Origin of the sequence: Cupriavidus sp. DF5525, from assembly GCF_040149425.2 — a bacterium.
In the GTDB taxonomy this organism is placed as follows: domain Bacteria; phylum Pseudomonadota; class Gammaproteobacteria; order Burkholderiales; family Burkholderiaceae; genus Cupriavidus; species Cupriavidus pickettii_A.
Genome location: NZ_CP168266.1, coordinates 1,031,958 through 1,046,110, shown reverse-complemented (window position 1 = coordinate 1,046,110; position 14,153 = coordinate 1,031,958). Strand labels below are relative to the sequence as shown.

At 64.9% G+C, this 14,153-nt stretch carries 15 protein-coding genes and 3 pseudogenes; 7 read left to right on the top strand and 11 right to left on the bottom strand.

Annotated features, from left to right (window positions below; genetic code table 11):
- From ABNX08_RS26075 to ABNX08_RS26065, 3 genes are read right to left on the bottom strand one after another with little or no spacing between them, the layout of a single operon-like run.
- Nucleotides 1-1,014, bottom strand: coding sequence for a tripartite tricarboxylate transporter substrate binding protein (locus ABNX08_RS26075; RefSeq protein ID WP_022538585.1), 1,014 nt, complete (start codon nt 1,012-1,014; stop codon nt 1-3).
- A 37-nt stretch (nt 1,015-1,051) separates the two neighbouring features.
- On the bottom strand, nt 1,052-1,330 hold the full coding sequence (gene catC, locus ABNX08_RS26070) for a muconolactone Delta-isomerase (RefSeq protein WP_022538584.1): 279 nt from the start codon (nt 1,328-1,330) through the stop codon (nt 1,052-1,054).
- 34 nt (nt 1,331-1,364) lie between these two features.
- The gene (locus ABNX08_RS26065; RefSeq protein WP_041682065.1) at nt 1,365-2,501 is read right to left on the bottom strand and encodes a muconate/chloromuconate family cycloisomerase; all 1,137 of its coding nucleotides are present in this window, start codon (nt 2,499-2,501) and stop codon (nt 1,365-1,367) included.
- 112 nt (nt 2,502-2,613) lie between these two features.
- On the opposite strand from ABNX08_RS26065, the gene ABNX08_RS26060 reads away from it, so the two are divergent.
- On the top strand, nt 2,614-3,510 hold the full coding sequence (locus ABNX08_RS26060; RefSeq protein WP_022538582.1) for a LysR family transcriptional regulator: 897 nt from the start codon (nt 2,614-2,616) through the stop codon (nt 3,508-3,510).
- Nucleotides 3,511-3,514: 4 nt separating this feature from the next.
- Here ABNX08_RS26060 and ABNX08_RS26055 read toward each other — a convergent pair.
- A pseudogene (locus ABNX08_RS26055) lies at nt 3,515-3,796 on the bottom strand (LysR substrate-binding domain-containing protein); the annotation flags it as partial.
- Between ABNX08_RS26055 and ABNX08_RS26050 the strand changes: the two are divergent.
- Together ABNX08_RS26050 and ABNX08_RS26045 are read left to right on the top strand one after the other, a co-directional pair.
- Nucleotides 3,783-4,001: pseudogene (locus ABNX08_RS26050) on the top strand (NADH oxidase); the annotation flags it as partial. The pseudogenes ABNX08_RS26055 and ABNX08_RS26050 overlap by 14 nt on opposite strands.
- Nucleotides 4,002-4,024: 23 nt before the next feature.
- Nucleotides 4,025-4,818, top strand: a pseudogene (locus ABNX08_RS26045) (1,6-dihydroxycyclohexa-2,4-diene-1-carboxylate dehydrogenase).
- A 23-nt stretch (nt 4,819-4,841) separates the two neighbouring features.
- Here ABNX08_RS26045 and ABNX08_RS26040 read toward each other — a convergent pair.
- Together ABNX08_RS26040 and ABNX08_RS26035 are read right to left on the bottom strand one after the other, a co-directional pair.
- Complete coding sequence (locus ABNX08_RS26040; protein ID WP_349605982.1) at nt 4,842-5,237, bottom strand: cupin domain-containing protein; 396 nt, start codon at nt 5,235-5,237, stop codon at nt 4,842-4,844.
- A 55-nt stretch (nt 5,238-5,292) separates the two neighbouring features.
- Nucleotides 5,293-5,691 carry a DUF1801 domain-containing protein gene (locus ABNX08_RS26035; RefSeq protein WP_041682064.1) on the bottom strand — a complete coding sequence of 133 codons (399 nt, stop codon included), beginning with the start codon at nt 5,689-5,691 and terminating at the stop codon, nt 5,293-5,295.
- A 176-nt stretch (nt 5,692-5,867) separates the two neighbouring features.
- On the opposite strand from ABNX08_RS26035, the gene ABNX08_RS26030 reads away from it, so the two are divergent.
- A complete protein-coding gene (locus tag ABNX08_RS26030; RefSeq protein ID WP_022538578.1) occupies nt 5,868-6,365 on the top strand; it encodes a hypothetical protein in 498 nt (165 codons plus the stop codon).
- Nucleotides 6,366-6,403: 38 nt separating this feature from the next.
- On the opposite strand, the gene ABNX08_RS26025 is transcribed toward ABNX08_RS26030, so the two are convergent.
- Nucleotides 6,404-7,420: a 1-aminocyclopropane-1-carboxylate deaminase gene (locus ABNX08_RS26025; protein WP_022538577.1), complete on the bottom strand. Its 1,017-nt coding sequence runs from the start codon at nt 7,418-7,420 to the stop codon at nt 6,404-6,406.
- A gap of 180 nt (nt 7,421-7,600) precedes the next feature.
- Between ABNX08_RS26025 and ABNX08_RS26020 the strand changes: the two genes are divergently transcribed.
- Together ABNX08_RS26020 and ABNX08_RS26015 are read left to right on the top strand one after the other, a co-directional pair.
- Entirely contained in the window at nt 7,601-8,116 is a 516-nt protein-coding gene (locus ABNX08_RS26020; protein ID WP_022538576.1) for an Lrp/AsnC family transcriptional regulator, read from the top strand.
- A gap of 78 nt (nt 8,117-8,194) precedes the next feature.
- Nucleotides 8,195-8,386 (top strand): hypothetical protein, encoded by a 192-nt coding sequence (locus tag ABNX08_RS26015; RefSeq protein ID WP_374063714.1) that lies wholly within the window; start codon nt 8,195-8,197, stop codon nt 8,384-8,386.
- A gap of 53 nt (nt 8,387-8,439) precedes the next feature.
- Here ABNX08_RS26015 and cyoD read toward each other — a convergent pair whose 3' ends face one another.
- The 4 genes from cyoD to cyoA all read right to left on the bottom strand — a co-directional run bounded on the left by cyoD (nt 8,440) and on the right by cyoA (nt 12,686).
- Complete coding sequence (cyoD, locus tag ABNX08_RS26010) at nt 8,440-8,877, bottom strand: cytochrome o ubiquinol oxidase subunit IV (RefSeq protein WP_022538575.1); 438 nt, start codon at nt 8,875-8,877, stop codon at nt 8,440-8,442.
- Nucleotides 8,874-9,533 carry a cytochrome o ubiquinol oxidase subunit III gene (gene cyoC / locus ABNX08_RS26005; RefSeq protein WP_022538574.1) on the bottom strand — a complete coding sequence of 220 codons (660 nt, stop codon included), beginning with the start codon at nt 9,531-9,533 and terminating at the stop codon, nt 8,874-8,876. The genes cyoD and cyoC overlap by 4 nt, the downstream gene beginning before the upstream one ends.
- Nucleotides 9,526-11,529 (bottom strand): cytochrome o ubiquinol oxidase subunit I, encoded by a 2,004-nt coding sequence (cyoB, locus tag ABNX08_RS26000; protein WP_022538573.1) that lies wholly within the window; start codon nt 11,527-11,529, stop codon nt 9,526-9,528. The genes cyoC and cyoB overlap by 8 nt, the downstream gene beginning before the upstream one ends.
- Nucleotides 11,530-11,636: 107 nt before the next feature.
- On the bottom strand, nt 11,637-12,686 hold the full coding sequence (cyoA, locus tag ABNX08_RS25995) for a ubiquinol oxidase subunit II (protein ID WP_022538572.1): 1,050 nt from the start codon (nt 12,684-12,686) through the stop codon (nt 11,637-11,639).
- A 144-nt stretch (nt 12,687-12,830) separates the two neighbouring features.
- Here cyoA and ABNX08_RS25990 point away from each other — a divergent pair, with 144 nt between their 5' ends.
- Nucleotides 12,831-14,150, top strand: coding sequence for an MFS transporter (locus ABNX08_RS25990; protein ID WP_022538571.1), 1,320 nt, complete (start codon nt 12,831-12,833; stop codon nt 14,148-14,150).
- Nucleotides 14,151-14,153: the final 3 nt, after the last annotated feature.

Sequence of the window (14,153 nt, the reverse complement as noted above, 5' to 3'; positions counted from 1 at the left end):
TCAATCCGCGTGAATGCCGCGCGCCCGGATCAGCTCGCCCCACTTGGCGGTCTCGCGGGCCAGGTGGTCGCGCAGCGCTGCCGGCGTGCTGCCGATGGGTTCCGCGCCGATCGCCGCCAGCCGCTTCTGCACGGCAGGCTTGCGCAGCGCCTCGAGCATGGCGCGGTTCAGCCCTTCGATCGCGGCGGACGGCGTGCGCGCCGGCACGAAGGCAGCGAACCAGGGCGACAGCTCATAGCCGGGCAGGCCCGACTCGGCCACGGTGGGCACATTGGGCAGCGCCGTCGAGCGCTTGCTGGTCGTTACCGCGATGGCGGTGAGCTTGCCGGAATCGATATGCGGCTTGGCCGAGGTAATGCTGTCGAACATATAGTCGACCTGGCCGCCAAGCAGGTCGGTCATGGCCGGGCCGCTGCCCTTGTAGGGAACATGCAGCAGGTCGACGCCCGCCATGGAAGTGAACAGCTCGCCCGCCAGGTGGATCGAGGTGCCGTTGCCCGCCGACGCATAGGTGTACTTGCCCGGCCGCGCCTTGGCATTGGCCACCACCTCCGCCACCGTCTTCGCGGGCGTCTTCGCCTTGCTGGCCACCAATACATTGGGTACCACCGCCAGCAGCGACACCGGGGCAAAGTCCTTCACCGGATCGTAGCTGAGCTTGCCGTACAGGGCCGGATTCACCGCCATGCCGTTGGCGACGATGATCAGCGTGTAGCCGTCGGCCGGCGCGCGCGCGACCAGCTCCGCGCCGATATTGCCGCCGGCGCCGGGGCGATTCTCCACCACGATGGCCTGGCCGAGCGTGCGCGACATGTCTTCACCCAGCGTGCGGGCGATATTGTCCATGGCGCCGCCGGCGGGAAACGGCACGATCCAGCGGATCGGGTGGTCGGGCCAGGCGGCATGGGCGGGCGCGCTGGCCGCGGCCAGGGCCAGCATCACCGCGGCAGCGCCGGTGCGGGCGCCAGGTGTCGTCGATGGCCGCAGGAACAGCCGGTGCAGCAGGGATTTCATCGTCTCCGGTCCTTTCTTTTAATGTCGAGCAGCGCGTTCAGCGTATCGACGACGGATGCTTCGCCAGCGGCGTCACCGCGAGCTTCATATACGGGAACAGCGGCAGGCCGGCCAGCAGCGTGTGCAGTTCGTCGTTGGATTCGACATCGAAGATGCTGTAGTTGGCGTATTCGCCCACCACGCGATAGAGCTGCTGCCACTTGCCCTGGCGCTGCAGGTCCTGCGCGTAGGCCTTCTCGCGCGCCTTGATCTCATCGGCCTGGGCCGCGGGCATGTCGTGCGGCAGGTTGACGTCCATCCGTACCAGATAAAGCATGAGGGTTCCTCCGATCGTGTTGGGGGGCTGATGTTCAGCCTTGCTTGCGGCGATAGTGCGCCAGCTTGTCCTCGTCCAGCGCGAGCCCGAGGCCCGGCCCCTGCGGCAGGTGCAGCGCGAAATCCCGGTACTCCGGCCGCGTGGCGACCACATCGTCCTTGAGCAGCAGCGGCCCGAACAGCTCCGTGCCCCACGCGAGCTGTGGCAGCGTGCAGAAGCCGTGGGCCGCGGCGATGGTGCCCACGCTGCCTTCCAGCATGGTGCCGCCATAGAGCGCGATGCCGGCGGCATCGCCGACTGCCGCGGTGCGCAGCATGCCGAAGATGCCGCCCGACTTGGCGATCTTCAGGGCAAACACGTCGGCGCCGCCGATGCGCGCCAGCTCCATCGCGTCTTCCGGCCCGCACACCGCCTCGTCGGCCATGATCGGCACGACAAAGCGCGCGGCCAGGCGGGCCAGCGCGGCCCGCTGCTCGCGTGGCGTGGGTTGTTCGATCAGGTCGATGCCGGCGGCTTCCAGCATGGCGATGCCGGTGGCTGCCTCGGCCTCGTTCCAGGCCTGGTTCACGTCCACCGTCACGCGGGCGCGATCGCCCAGCGCGCGCTTGATCGCCGCCACGTGGGCCACGTCGTCGCGCACGGCGCGCCGTCCGATCTTGAGCTTGAAGGTGTTGTGGCGACGCGCTTCCAGCAGTTGCTCGGCCTCTGCGATATCGCGCCCGGTATCGCCGCTGGCCAGGGTCCACAGCACCGGCAGCGTGTCGCGCACGGCGCCGCCCAGCAGCGTGGCCAGCGGCACGCCCAGGCGCTTGCCCTGCGCATCCAGCAACGCGGTTTCCAGCGCTGACTTGGCGAAGCGGTTGCCGCGCGCGACCTTGTTCAGGCGCGCCATGGCCGCATGCACGTTGGCGGCGTCCTGGCCGGCCAGCGCGGGGGCCAGGTAGGTGTCGATGGTGAGCTTGATGCCTTCGGGACTTTCGTCGCCATAGGACAGGCCGCCGATGGTCGTGGCCTCGCCGATGCCTTCGATGCCGTCGCTGCACTGCAGCCGCACGATGACCAGCGTCTGCTGCTGCATGGTCGCCATGGCGAGCTGGTGCGCCCGGATGGTCGGCAGGTCGACCAGGATTGCCTCGACTGCCGTGATCGTCGCTTGGTTGCTCACTTTGATACCTTTTGGATGCAATTTGATATTGCACCGGAGTATGCGCCTTGACTTTATTGGAGTCCAAGACCGATGATGTCTGATCCCATACCCAGAAAGTATGAATAAAGGTCATGACATGGAACTCCGCCACCTGCGCTATTTCCAGACCGTCGCCCAGGAGCTGAATGTGACGCGGGCGGCGTCTCTGCTGCATATGGCCCAGCCGCCACTGTCGCGCCAGATCCGGCAGTTCGAGGAAGAAATCGGCGTGGCGCTGTTTGACCGCATCGGCCGCGGCCTGCGCCTGACCGAGGCCGGGCGCTTCCTGCTGGAGCAATCTCTGCAACTGACCCAGCGGCTGGACGAAGCCATCGAGGGCACGCGCCGCATCGGCCGCAACGAGAAGCGCTGGTTCGGCATCGGCTTCGTGCCCTCGGTGCTGTATGGCTTCCTGCCCGAACTGATCCGCGAGCTGCGCGGCGCCGACAGCCAGGTGGAGGTCGGCCTGAGCGAGATGATCACGGTGCAGCAGGTGGCGGCACTGAAGGCCGGGCGCATCGACCTGGGCTTTGGCCGCATTGCGCTGAACGATCCGGCCATCACGCAACAGGTAGTGATGGCCGAGCCGCTGGTTGCCGCCCTGCCCGCAGCGCAGCCGGTACCGCGCGATGGCTCGCTGACCGCCGAGACCCTGGCGCACCACCCCTTCGTGCTCTACCCTGCCCGGCCGCGGCCCAGCTATGCCGACCATGTGCTGTCGCTGTTCCGCGCACAGGGGTTGCAGCTACGCGTGGTACAGGAAGCCAACGAACTGCAGACCGCGCTGGGGCTGGTGGCGGCGGGACTGGGCATTACGCTGGTGCCCGCCTCCGTGCAGCGCCTGCACCGCGACGACGTGCGCTACTGCCCCATCGACGCACCGGGCTTCGTCTCGCCCGTGATCATGAGCCAACGTGCGGGCGACACCTCGCCCTTCCTGGCGCGCGCGGTGGCCTGGGTACTGCAGCAGGGCCAGCCGGACGCGCTGGCATAGTTCCCTACTCTTGCGTCGGCGGCAGATAGGCGATGCCCGCCTCCTCGTACAGCCGATAGATCATTTCCTGCATGGCGCGCAGGTCGGCGGACTCGTCGAGCATGCGCATGCTCATGATGATGGGTGACACCAGGTTGGGATCGTCCAGTTCCACGTAGGTGACATCGTCGCGCTTGAGGCCATGCACGCTGCTCGGCAGCACCGAGATCCCTTCGCCCGCGGCCACCAGGCCCAGCGCGATCTGCAGCTCGCGCACTTCCTGGATACGCCGCGGCTTGAGCGCGCGCACCTGCGTCGCCGATCCCGCCAGCGCGCATCCGCGCAACGGCTACGTGACCGCGCACGTGGATGACACCTGGCTCAATGGCGGCGATGTCGACGTGTACCTGTGCGGCCCGGTCGCGATGGTCGAGGCCGTACGCAGCTGGCTGCAGCAGGCGGGGATCACGCGCGCGGGCTTCTACTACGAAAAATTCTCGGCCAGCAAGGCTGGCCTGACTGCAAGGAGGCAAGCATGCAAGCAAGGGACCGCAATGCCCGCTTCGCGGGCAAGGTCGTCGTCGTTACCGGTGCCGCGCAAGGCATCGGGCGCGGCGTGGCGCTCGCCACGGCGGCCGAGGGTGCGTCGGTGGTGCTGGTGGACCGCTCTGACCTCGTGCACGAGGTCGGCGGCGAGATCGCCGCCGGTGGCGGCAAGGTCGTCGCCGTTACCGCGGACCTGGAAACCTATGCGGGCGCGTCCGAGATGGCACGGGCCGCGCTGGACGCTTGGGCCCGCGTCGATGTGCTGGTCAACAACGTCGGCGGCACCATCTGGGCCAAGCCCTACCACCACTACGAGGAAGACCAGATCGAGGCGGAGATCCGGCGCTCGCTGTTTCCCACGCTGTGGTGTTGCCGCGCGGTGCTGCCCGGCATGGTGGAGCGGCGCCACGGCGCGATCGTCAACGTGTCGTCGATCGCGACGCGCAGCATCCACCGCGTGCCCTACGCGGCGGCCAAGGGCGGCGTCAACGCGCTGACCGCGAGCCTTGCGTTCGAGCATGCGGCCGAAGGCATCCGCGTCAACGCGGTGGCCACCGGCGGCACCGAGGCGCCACCGCGCCGCATCCCGCGCAACGCCGCGCCCCAGTCGGAGCAGGAGGCGGCCTGGTACCAGGCCATCGTCGACCAGACCGTGGCGTCGAGCCTGATGCGCCGTTACGGCACGATCGACGAGCAGGTCGGCGGATTCTGTTCCTGGCGTCGGACGAGGCCTCGTACATCACCGGAACCGTTTTGCCAGTGGGCGGTGGCGATCAGGGCTGAGCAAGGTGCCGGCCGCTGCGGCCTCAGGGCGCTGGCGTCGCCAGCGGCTTGCCCTTCTCGACCACATACACGCCAATCACGCGCGTCGGCGAACTGCCTGGATTGTGCGCGTCATGAACGACCCCGGCCGGAACCACGAAGGATTCTCCGGCCTTGACCAGCCGGGGCGGCTGCCCGTCGATCAGCAGTTGGGCCTCGCCCTCCATTACATAGCTGATCTCGTCGCCTGGATGCATGTGGCGCCCGGCACGGGCGCCCGGTGCCACTTCCACACGCGCCACCACGGCTTCGCGTCCCGGAACGGAAACGTCCGCGCGACCAACAACCGTGCGGGACAAGCCGCCGGTCTGCGCCAGCACGGCGCCGGAGGCGATCCAAAGCCCGGCGGCCGCCAGGATACTCGGTATCTTGGAATTCATCATTTGTCTCCCTCCTGGGTTGTTCTTGTCTTGCTGGTGTACCCGCTCGCGTGGATCAGCTTTTGGCTTTTGACTTGTTCAGGCTCACGGCGGCGCGAACGAGAGTCTTCAGCGCTTCCTCGTCGATCTTCTCGCCCTCGTGGAAGTCGATGGCACGCCTTGTGTTCCCGTCAAGACTGGAGTTGAAGAGGCCCGATGGGTCCTTCAGAGCCGCCCCTTTGGCGAAGGTCATCTTCACGACGCTCTTGTAAGTCTCGCCTGTGCAGATCAATCCGTCGTGCGACCATACCGGAACCCCTCTCCACTTCCACTCCTCGACGACCTCGGGATCGGCGTCCTTGACCAGGGTACGGAGCCGGCTGAGCATCGTGCCCCGCCAGTCGTCCAGTTCCTTGATTCTCGCGTCTATCAGCTGAGAAGCAGACTGGCTTTCCTGCGTGTCGTTGTTCTTCATGCCCATTTCTCCTCAAGCGCGAACGCTGGACCAAGGGGGTGCCAGAGCCAGATTATGCGCGATGTGGGTGTCAGAGCCGATTCTAATGTCGGCTTACAGGCGGATTCAATGCCCGTTCACGCGCCCCACCCATGGTGTTGTATGCTCGCGGGTCCCCGACCAGTACGACGAAATTGATGCACCACACCGACGACGCTCTTTCCGAGCACGAATCTTCCGCCATCCACGAGCCCCGGCTTTGGCGAGACAAGGGCTGGACCGCCCGGGTTATCAAGAACGAGGATGGCGACGGCTGGGCGGTCGAAATGATCCGGGACGGCAGCGCCGAGCCGGCGCTGGTCGGACCCTGGACCATGGGGCGGAACAAGGTCGATCCGAAGCCGCTCGATGCCACGGCCCACCAGACGCTGGTCAAGACCGCCGCGGAAGTCATCCGGCGGCACGAGCAGCAACTGCACGCTCAACTCAACAAGCAGTGCAGCATCGAGACCGAATCCGGAACCGTGACCGTCAGGCTGGTCATCACGCCAGATGAATTCGAGCCCTTCGGCACGCTCACGGCACTGGATCCCTTCGGGGATGAGTTGGCGACCGTCAAGGTGCGGCCCGACTTTCGCCTGACGCGCGAAACCGCCGACCGCTGGGCGGCTGGCGGGTTTGACAAGATTCGCTAGCCGGCTGCTACGGCAGCGAATCCGGGCCGTGGATCGCGTCAGCCGTCCTTGAACAGGAAGCTGTAGGCGTTCAGCGCGGGCGCGCCGCCAAGGTGGGCGTACAGCACGCGGGAGCCCTGCGGGAACTCGCCGCGGCGCACCATGTCGATCATGCCGTGCATGGATTTGCCTTCGTAGACCGGGTCGGTCATCACGCCTTCAAGCCGCGCGCAGAGGCGGATAGCCTCGAGCGTACCTTCGGACGGCAGGCCATATTCCGGACCGCCGTAGCGCGTATCCAGCACGACATCCTCTTCGGCGATATCGCGGCCCAGGTCCACCAGCTCCGCGGTATGCCGCGCAATGCGCAGGATCTGGGCGCGCGTCTGCGCCGGTTTCGCGGAGGCGTCGATGCCAATGACGCTGTCGGCGCGGCCATCCGCCGCGAAGCCGACCACCATGCCAGCCTGCGTGCTGCCCGTGACCGAGCAGACCACGATGTAGTCGAACTTAAAGCCGAGCTGGGCTTCCTGCGCGCGCACTTCCTCCGCGAAGCCGACAAAACCCAGCCCGCCGAGCGGGTGCTCCGAGCAGCCCGCGGGGATCGGATATGGCTTGCCGCCCGCGTCGCGCACGCTCTGCATGGCATCCTCCCAGCTCGGGCGGATGCCGATGTCAAAGCCGTCCGCCACCAGCCGCACGTCGGCGCCCATCATCCGCGACATCTGGATATTGCCCACGCGGTCGTACACGGCGTCCCAGTAGTTCACCCAGTTCTCCTGCACCAGCACACACTTCATGCCGAGGTGGGCCGCCACGGCGGCCACCTGGCGCGTCTGGTTCGACTGGATGCCGCCGATCGACACCAGCGTATCGGCGCCCTGCTCCAGCGCATCGGGCACGAGGTATTCCAGCTTGCGCGTCTTGTTGCCGCCAAAGGCCAGACCGCTGTTGCAGTCTTCGCGCTTGGCATAGAGATGCACCTTGCCGCCCAGGTGCTCGCTCAGGCGTGTCAGCGGGTGGATTGGCGTGGGACCGAACGTCAGCGGGTAGCGGGGAAAGCGGTCGAGGTTCACGGCTTCGTCTCCGGATGGTGGCGTTGAGGGGTGGTGTGGCACCGCCCTCCCTGGAAAGGTGAGGCGCTGCGTTCAGTGAAATGGTAGGCAATTGCCGGCGAAACGTGCTTGCAAAGATTGCTGTTCCAACACATCATCCCGATGTCACCCTACTTCGCTGCCTACGGTAGTTGCACAGAAATGGCTATCCGCAAAATAAAAGTTCGCGGTGATATCGCCCCGGCCCCGGAACCCGCGCCGGCGCTGGATCGCACGGACAAGGCCATACTCCGCCTGTTGCAGAAAGACGCCTCGATTTCGAACGTGGCGCTGGCGGCCAAGGTGAACCTGAGCCCGCCCGCCTGCCTGCGGCGCGTGGAGCGGCTGAAGGAAGCGGGGATGATCCGGAGCGTGGTGGCGCTGCTGAACCCGGTCGCGCTGGACGCGGGCATGCTGGTGATCATCGGCGTGGTGCTGGACCGCTCCACGCCGGAATCCTTTGCGGCATTCGAGAAAGCCGCGCAGAAGGTGTCCGGTTGCATGGAGTGCCATGTGGTGACCGGCGAATTCGACTACTTCCTGATGGTGCGCACCCGCGACAGCGAGAGCTTTAACCGGCTGCACGCGGAACAGTTGCTGTACCTGCCGGGCGTGAGGCAGATCCGCTCGTTCATGGTGCTCAAGCAGGTGTTGTCCACGACGCAGTTTCCGGTCTAGCGGGGGCCGCTCACCGAGAAACTTGCCTCTTTCCGCCGCGTCCAATGAAAGGCGTGTGCAAGAGACACGCCCACCACGATGGAGACCACCATGAAAGGCTCGGGACGGCAACCGCAAGGCCCGGCAAAGACGGCTGGCAAAGCCAAGCCCATGACGCAGCCTGATGCGTCACGGATCCAGTCAGCTACCGCAAAGGCCATGGGTGGTGGAGTACCGAAGGGCAGCTTCGCCACTCGCGCGCAACGCGCGGCTTCGACCCGCGGACGCTAAAGCGCAAGCGGCCTGGCTGTACAAGCCAGGCCGCTTCGCCCGATCCTGCTTCCCTACTTCGTCTTGGGCGGCAGAATCGCAGTCCCACTCCCCGCTTCCGTCGTCCGGTCATGCTGCATCGTCGGCATCATGTTGCTGTTCAGGTGGAACATCACCCATAGCGACCCCGTCAGCGTGATCACCACCAGCACCAGCGTGAACATCAGCGACAGCATGTTCCAGCCGCCCTCCGATTTCGCGTTCATGTGCAGGAAGTAGATCATGTGCACCACGATCTGTACCGCGCCGATCAGCAGGATGACGATGGCCGTGGTCGACGTCTTCTCGAACACCTCGCCCATCACCAGCCAGAACGGGACGGCCGTCAGGAAGACGGAAAGCACGAAGCCCGTCAGGTAGCCGCCCAGCGTGGCGTGCGGCCCCACGTCTTCTTCATGTTCATGTCCATGGCCGTGTCCGGGGACACCCAGCGTATCGTCGTGCGCGCTCATGGCAACGATCCCATCAGGTAGACGAAGGTAAAGACGCCGATCCACACGACGTCGAGAAAGTGCCAGAACATTGACAGGCACATCAGCCGGCGTTTGTTGGCCGTGATCAGCCCGTGCCGCGCCACCTGCGTCATCAGCACGATCAGCCAGACGATGCCGAACGTCACGTGCAGCCCGTGCGTGCCGACCAGCGAGAAGAACGAGGTCAGGAACGCGCTGCGCTGCGGGCCTGCGCCCTCGTGGATCAAGTGCCAGAACTCATACAGTTCGACGGCCAGGAACGCCGCGCCGAAAACGCCCGTGATGGCCAGCCAGATCTGCGTGCCGGCGATGCGGTTCTGCTGCATCTGCAGCATGGCAAAGCCATACGTGATCGACGATATCAGCAGGAAAGTGGTGTTCAGCGCCACAAGCGGCAATTCGAACAGCTCCGCCCCGGTCGGCCCGCCCGCGTACTCGCGGCCGAGCACGCCATAGCCGGCGAACAGGCACGCGAATACCAGGCAGTCGCTCATCAGGTAGAGCCAGAAACCGAGTAGCGTGCCGTTCTGCGGGTGGTGGTCTTCGGTCAGATAGAACTGGAAGCCACCCGGTGGTGCTTCACCAGCTACCGCGGTGGCTTCCACGTGGCGGGGAAAGGTCGTCGTCTCAACCATGGCCGGCCATCAGTTGTGTGCGCGCCGCTTCGGTCCGATCCACTTGCTCGGTCGGAAGATAGTAGTCGCGCTTGTAGTTGAAGGTATGGATGATCGCGGCGATGATGGTTGCCGCGAACGAGGCAATCGCTAGCCACCAGATGTACCAGATCAGTGCGAAGCCACATAGCGTGGACAGGCCCGCCAGCACGATGCCGGCCGCGGTGTTCTTCGGCATGTGGATCGGGATAAAGCCCTGTTGCGGCCGCTGGTAGCCATGCTGCTTCATGTGCCACCAGGCGTCGGTGTCGTGCACCACCGGCGTAAAGGCAAAGTTGTACTGCGGCGGTGGCGACGACGTCGACCATTCGAGGGTGCGGCCATTCCACGGATCGCCGGTCAGGTCGCGCAATTCCTCGCGACGCATGAAGCTGACCACCAGCTGGACCAGGAAGCACGCGATGCCGATAGCGATCAGCAACGCGCCGAACGCCGCCAGCTGGAACCAGATCTGCAGCGACGCATCCTCGAAATAGCTCATGCGGCGGGTCACGCCATGCAGCCCTAGCCAATACAGCGGCATGAACGCAAAGTAAAAGCCAATCAGCCAGAACCAGAACGACGCCTTGCCCCACGACGAGACCAGGCGATAGCCGAATGCCTTGGGGAACCAGTAGGTGATGCCCGCCATCAGCCCGAACAGCACGCCGCCGATGATCACGTTATGGAAGTGGGCGATCAGGAACAAGCTGTTGTGCAGCGAGAAGTCCGCCGGCGGCACCGCCAGCAGCACGCCGGTCATGCCGCCGATCACGAACGTGATCATGAAGCCGATCGTCCACAGCATCGGTACCTCGAAGCGGATCTTGCCGTGGTACATCGTGAACAGCCAGTTGAAGATCTTGGCGCCGGTCGGGATCGAGATGATCATGGTCGTGATCCCGAAAAACGAATTGACGCTGGCGCCCGAACCCATCGTGAAGAAATGGTGCAGCCAGACCAGGTATGACAGCACGGTGATCACCACCGTGGCATAGACCATCGACGCGTAGCCAAACAGGCGCTTGCGGCAGAACGTGGCAACCACTTCCGAGAACACGCCGAAGACGGGGAGCACGAGGATATAGACCTCGGGATGGCCCCAGATCCAGATCAGGTTCACGTACATCATCGCGCTGCCGCCCTGGTCGGCCGTGAAGAAGTTCGTGCCGACATAGCGATCGAGCGCCAGGAATGCCAGCGCAGCCGTCAGGACCGGGAACGCGGCGATGATCAGGACGTTGGTGCACAGCGCCGTCCAGGTGAAGATCGGCATGCGCATCAGCGTCATGCCTGGCGCGCGCATCTTGACGATGGTCACCAGCAAATTTATCCCGGAGAGCAAGGTCCCCACCCCGGCCACCTGCAGCCCCCAAATGTAGTAATCGACGCCGACGTCGGGGCTGTGGATGATGCCGGACAGCGGCGGATAGGCCAGCCAGCCGGTGCGCGCAAATTCGCCAACGAACAGCGACATCATGACCAGCACCGCGCCGCCCGTCGTCATCCAGAAGCTGAAGTTGTTGAGGAACGGGAACGCCACGTCGCGCGCGCCGATCTGCAGCGGCATGACGAAGTTCATCAGCCCCGTGACCAGCGGCATGGCCACGAAGAAGATCATGATCACGCCGTGCGCGGTAAAGATCTGGTCGTAGTGATGCGGCGGCAGGTAGCCGGCGTTGTCGCCGAATGCGATGGCCTGCTGGATGCGCATCATGACCGCATCGGCGAAGCCGCGCAGCAGCATCACGATGCCCAGGATCACGTACATGATGCCGATCTTCTTGTGATCGATGCTCGTGAACCACTCGTGCCAGAGATAGCCCCACTGGCGGTAATAGGTGATTGCGGCGACGAGCGCGAGCCCCCCTAGCACGACCACGATGAAGGTGCCGATCAGGATGGGCTCATGGAGCGGGATGGCATCCCATGAAAGTCGGCCGAAGATCAGATTGGCGAGTTCGGAGCGCTCGGGCATTGTTGTCACCTGGTGCCTGAATTGACCAATAGTGGCCGTAAGGGGCCGTTAGGGATTGGCGAAAACCTCAACGGAGGATCCTGAACGGGAAGATGCAACAGCGCGCCTCACCGCAGCAGCCGCCTGCCGTCGTTCGGCTTGGAATCCGACGCGAACACGGGTGCAACCACCCCGGTGTTGCTCGCGGTACAGATCTCGCCGGACGGGTCGAACTTTCCGCGGCTGCGGTCGAGCGCCATGGTGTCTGCCATGCAGGTCCCGCCACCCACGCAGCGGTTCAGGATCAGGTCATACAGCTCTGGCGCCACGCTGGCGTAGCGGTGCACCGGATCGCGCTCGCTTGGCTGCGCAAGCTTCTGGTAGATGTCCTTCGACAGGTCATTGCCGGATGCCCTGGCCTGCTGGATCCAGCGATCGAAGTCTTCGTTCGACAGGCCGTGGAACTTGAAGCGCATGTGCGAGAAGCCCGCGCCGCTGTAGTTGGCCGAGAAGCCGTCAAAGACGCCGGGCTTGTTGATGACCGCATGGAGCTTGGTTTCCATGCCGGGCATCGCGTAGACCATGCCGGCCAGCGAGGGGACAAAGAACGCGTTCATCACCGAGGTGGCGGTGATGCGGAATGCGATCGGGCGATCGACCGGCGCTGCGAGTTCGTTGACCGTGGCAATGCCTTGCTCGGGATACAGGAACAGCCACTTCCAGTCCATCGCCACCACTTGCACCGTCAGCGGCTTGACTTCGGCCGGAACGGGCCGCCCCGGCTCCAGCCGCGTCAGCGGCCGGTACGGATCGAGCTGGTGGGTACTGACCCAGGTCACGGCGCCGAGCGCGATGATGATCAGCAGCGGCGCGGACCAGATCGCCAGTTCGAGCACCGTGGAATGGTCCCACTCGGGGTTGTAGGGCGCGTCCGTCGCGCTTTCCCGATAACGCCACGCAAACAGCAGCGTAAGGAGGATCACCGGCACGATGATCAGCAGCATCAGGCACGTGGCGATGATGATCAGATCGCGCTGGCGCACGGCCATGTCACCGGATGGCGAAAGCAGCACTGCGCTGCAACCGGTCAGGCTTGCCAGCAAGGCGATCGCGGCACACCGAAGAAGCAGTCTTCCCGGGGCACGCAGCGGCGTCATAGCAGCGTCGAAGCGTCGCATGGTCTCGGAAGTGGCGTCAAAAGAATGTCGGTGATGTACCGACGAACCGACCTTTCGATTACCTATGGCAGTTTAGGCGCTATTCTTGTGAGTGCGGGACTTTAAGTGCAGTATCGAAGCACTCGGCGATAAGGAGCCTCTACGATGGCCAGCCTGACCCACCAGCATCGCGCCTCGCCCACGGCACCTCCGGCGCCTGGCCACCATGACGTGGCACCTGCGGAGATCGCCACAGGCGTGGTGATCGGGCGCGCCTCCGAGTACTTCGACTTCTTCGTGTATGGCATTGCCTCCGTGCTCGTCTTCCCGACGGTGTACTTTCCGTTCGCGGGCGAGCTGGCGGGACTGCTCTACAGCTTCGCGATCTTCTCGTTTGCGTTTATCGCGCGGCCGTTCGGCACGGCGCTGTTCATGCGTATCCAGCGGCGCTGGGGGCGCGGCATCAAGCTGACCGCGTCGCTGTTCCTGCTCGGCACGGCCACGGTGGGGATTGCCTTCCTGCCGTCGTACGCCTCGCTGGGTGCCACCTCGATCTACCTGCTGGCGCTGTTCCGCGTCCTGCAAGGCATTGCCTTTGGCGGATCGTGGGACGGGCTGCCGTCACTGCTGGCACTCAACGCGCCCCAGGACAAGCGCGGCTGGTACGCGATGGTGGGCCAGCTCGGTGCGCCGACCGGCTTTATCGTCGCCGGTGCGCTGTTCCTGTTCCTGCATGCCAGCCTGACACCGCAGGAGTTCATCGAGTGGGGCTGGCGCTATCCGTTCTACGTGGCGTTCGCGATCAACGTCGTGGCGCTGTTTGCAAGACTGCGCCTGGTGGTGACGCACGAGTACACGCGGCTGCTGGAAGAAGACGAGCTTGAGCCGATCAGCACCCTGCAGATGGTGAACGCGCAGGGATTCAACATCTTTCTCGGTGCATTTGCCGCGCTGGCCAGCTATGCGCTGTTCCATCTGGTCACGGTGTTCCCGCTGTCCTGGGTGATCCTGCACAAGACGCAGGACATCTCCGATGTGCTCGCCATCCAGCTCGTGGGCGGCTTCATTGCGTTCATTGGCACGCTGCTCTCGGGCTGGATCGCGGACCGCGTAGGCCGGCGCAAGACGCTGGCAACGATGGCCGTGCTGATCGGCATCTTCAGCCTGGTGACGCCGTGGCTGCTCGACGGGGGCGCAGTGGGCCAGGATGCGTTCATCCTGGTCGGCTTCGGTCTTCTGGGCTTGTCGTACGGGCAGGCTGCCGGCGTCGTGACGTCGAACTTCGAACGGCGTTTCCGCTATACCGGCGCTGCGCTGACCACGGACTTCGGCTGGCTGTTCGGCGCCGCCTTTGCACCGTTGGTGGCGCTGGGCTTGTCGTCGCTGTTCGGCCTGGTCGCGGTCAGCCTGTACCTGATGTCGGGCGTGATTGCCACGCTGGCGGCGTTGCGGATCAGCCGCGCGCTCGGTACGCCGGAGTTGTGACTA